The sequence below is a fragment of the Kitasatospora sp. NPDC057692 genome (assembly GCF_042799475.1).
In the GTDB taxonomy this organism is placed as follows: Bacteria; Actinomycetota; Actinomycetes; order Streptomycetales; family Streptomycetaceae; genus Kitasatospora.
Map to the genome: position 1 here is coordinate 1 of NZ_JBHVIV010000198.1, position 1,472 is coordinate 1,472.

General features: G+C 70.6%; 1 protein-coding gene. It reads left to right on the forward strand.

Features of this window, described 5'->3' with window-relative positions; genetic code table 11:
* Positions 1-258 precede the first annotated feature (258 nt).
* Positions 259-1,437, forward strand: coding sequence for an IS30 family transposase (locus ACFVFS_RS40770; RefSeq protein ID WP_380630171.1), 1,179 nt, complete (start codon positions 259-261; stop codon positions 1,435-1,437).
* The last annotated feature ends 35 nt before the right edge of the window (positions 1,438-1,472 follow it).

Consider the following 1,472-nt stretch of genomic DNA (forward strand, 5'->3'; position numbering starts at 1 on the left):
GGCGGGTTCTATCGATCCCCGCAACACCCTGAAGTTCAGGGAGTTGCGGGGATCGTGGATTTCGAGGTGTTGAAGGCGAGGTTCTTCGAGGCGCTGGACCGGGAGAACGGCAGCGTCGCTGGTGCTGCCCGGGCGGTGGGGGTGAACCGTCACACGGCGGCCGGGTGGGCGCGCAAGGCCGGTGTCCGTGGCCGGGGCAAGCCTGGTACGAGCGGGCATCCGGGCCGGGTGGAGTACGAGCGGCTTCGCGCGTCGGGGGTGCGGCGGCCGGACGCGGCCGCACAGGTCGGGGTTCATGAGCGCACCGCCCGGGACTGGGACCACGGGATCCGGAAGATCGGTAACGCGCGCCTGCACCCCGACGGGCGCAGGATCGACTACACAACCGGTATGACCAGCACCGTCGCCGTCACGTCAGAGCCGTCCGCCGCGGCGGTCGAGGCCGAGCTGCACCCGCGGTTCCTGACGGTGGCCGATCGGGAGCTGATCGCCGACATGCGCCGTGAGGGCCACTCGCTGCGCGCGATCGGGCGGGCGCTGGGCCGGCCGGCCTCCACCGTCAAGCGCGAGATCGACACCCGGGCGGTCGACGGCGTCTACCGGCCGCACCGGGCCCAGCGGGCATGGGCGAAGAGCCGCTCACGCCCCAAGGACTCCAAGCTCGCCCGGGACGGACCACTGCGCCGGTTCGTCGCGGACGGGCTGCGGCAACGGTGGTCGCCCGAGCAGATCTGTCACGCTCTGGCCATGGAGTTCCCCGACGACGAGGGCATGCGCGTGAGCCCGGAGACGATCTACCAGGCGATCTACGTCCAGGCCCGCGGCGGACTGCGCCGCGAGGTCGCACTCGCACTGCGCACCGGACGCACCCGCCGCAAGCCGCACTGCAGCCCGGATCGGCGCACACCGCGATTCGTCGACGAGATGGTGATGATCTCCGAGCGGCCGCCGGAGGTCGAGGACCGGGCGGTTCCCGGCCACTGGGAGGGAGACCTGATCGTCGGTGCCCGCAACGAGAGCGCGATCGTGACCCTGGTCGAGCGCTCCACCCGCTACGTCCTGCTCGGGCATCTGCCCGGCGGGCACACCGCCGAGGAGGTCCGCGACGTGCTGGTGCCCCTGATCCGGACCCTGCCCGGGCACCTGCGGAGCTCGCTGACCTGGGACCAGGGCTGCGAGATGGCCGCGCACAGGCAGTTCAGCGTGGCCACGGGAGTGCCGGTCTACTTCTGCGATCCGCACTCGCCCTGGCAGCGAGGATCGAACGAGAACACCAACGGGCTGCTGCGGCAGTACTTCCCCAAGGGCACCGACCTGTCCGTCCACAGCCCCGAAGACCTCGAACACGTCGCCCAGCAACTCAACGGCCGACCACGCAAAACGCTCGGCTGGAGAACCCCAGCCGAGCGCCTGCGTGATCTACTGACGACCACGTAAGCCATCAGGTGTTGCGAGGACCGTTAGAAACCGCC